Annotated in this window: 2 protein-coding genes and 1 pseudogene; 1 reads left to right on the forward strand and 2 read right to left on the reverse strand. The window is 62.0% G+C overall.

Going from position 1 to position 1,469, the window contains the following annotated elements; translation table 11 throughout:
* A pseudogene (locus A2I95_RS37400) lies at positions 1-187 on the reverse strand (aldehyde dehydrogenase family protein); the annotation flags it as partial.
* A 33-nt stretch (positions 188-220) separates the two neighbouring features.
* Between A2I95_RS37400 and A2I95_RS37405 the strand changes: the two are divergent.
* Positions 221-1,108 (forward strand): LysR family transcriptional regulator, encoded by an 888-nt coding sequence (locus tag A2I95_RS37405; protein WP_291737514.1) that lies wholly within the window; start codon positions 221-223, stop codon positions 1,106-1,108.
* Between the two features lie 10 nt (positions 1,109-1,118).
* On the opposite strand, the gene A2I95_RS37410 is transcribed toward A2I95_RS37405, so the two are convergent.
* A partial coding sequence (locus A2I95_RS37410) for a substrate-binding domain-containing protein (RefSeq protein WP_291737515.1) occupies positions 1,119-1,469 on the reverse strand: 351 nt, incomplete at its 5' end.

Genomic DNA, 1,469 nt, shown 5'->3' on the forward strand with positions numbered 1-1,469 from the left:
CGGCGCTGGCCTGGGCAAACATGCCGACCAGATCGCTCAGATCCGAAGGGTTGCGGTTTTCGATTTCGCTTTCGCCAGCCAGCCATTCGCCGGCAATCAGGTTCAGTTTGGTCACGGTGAAGCCCCAGATGCTGAATTTCAGGTTTACAGCAGGATGGACTTCGGCACCCGCATCAGTCAAACTCAATTAACTGAACGCAACTACAGAAATTCTGAAGTCATGGCGCTTAAAATCGAAATGCTGCGCGCCTTTTGCACCGTGGCGCAGACCGGAAACCTGTCAGAGGCGGCCAACCGGCTGGGCCGGACCCAGTCGGCCATCTCAATGACCCTCAAGCAGATGGAAGACCATCTGGGCAAAAAGCTGTTCGAAGGCGAACGCAAGAACCAGCTGTCGCCACTGGGAGAGCAGGTTTTTGAACTGGCCCAGAAACAGGTGCGCCAGTTTGATCACACTGTGCGAAGCATCGAGATGGCGGCAGAGGCCATTCACGGGCTGATCCGCATCGTCTCGGTTCCCTCAGTTGCGGCGCTGGTGTTCCCGCCGGTGCTGGAGCATATGACCGCCCGCTACCCCGGCCTCAAGGTTGAGCTGCGGGATACCGACACCCAGCAGGTGCTGGATGCGCTGGCCGAGGGCAAGGCGGATATCGGCATCGCCTCCGGTTACCACCCGCTGAACGGGGTCACGGCGGTGCCTCTGTTCGAGGACCGCTTCGGTCTGGTCTGCTCCGCAGGGCATCCGCTGTTTCAGCAGGACGCCCCGCCCTCCATTGCGGATGTCACCGGCGCGGGATTTGTCCGCAATGCCCTGTGCGATCTGATCCGCAATGAACGCTTTGTAGCGGCCAGCAGCGGCGCAGATGTGACAATTCACAACACCCATTCGCTGATCACCATGGTGCGCACCGGCAAATGGGTCACGGTGCTGCCGCAGACAGTGGCCCGGTTCATGCCAGAAACCACGGCCTTCCGCCCGATTGCTGATCTGCCGGACAGGCGCGAGGTCTATCTGTACCAGCGCGACCGCTCGCGTTTTGCGGCGCTGTCCGAGGAATGCTGCGCCTTCATCCGGTCCTGCGACCTGTCCAACGGCCTGCCCGGCTGAACGGTGCTGCTCAGGCCGGCCCGGTTGTCCCCCGGATGATCTGCTCCAGGTCGCAGCACAGCCTGAAAGGTTCCGGCGTATCCGAAGTGATGAAGCGGGTGAACTCTGCGCCCGCAAGCGTTCCGATGGTCTCAGCCGGGATCCGGACCGTTGACAGGCCGGGTTCAATGTCAGCCGAGCCCTTGAAATCGCCGATCCCCATCACCGACAGCTCTTCCGGCACCTTCAGCCCGCGTTTCTGCGCCCCGTACAGTGCGCCCTGGGCAATCACGTCATTGCCGCACAACAGCGCCGTCGGACGGGACGGCCCCGCTAGCAGGTCCAAGGCTGCCTGCTTGGCCTGCGCCACGCTGTAAGGCGC

Source organism: Leisingera sp. F5, assembly GCF_001593695.1.

What these genes read in the sequence shown, in the direction of transcription:
- A2I95_RS37405 (WP_291737514.1), top strand. Translation starts at nt 221, where the DNA reads ATGGCGCTTAAAATCGAAATGCTGCGCGCCTTTTGCACCGTGGCGCAG.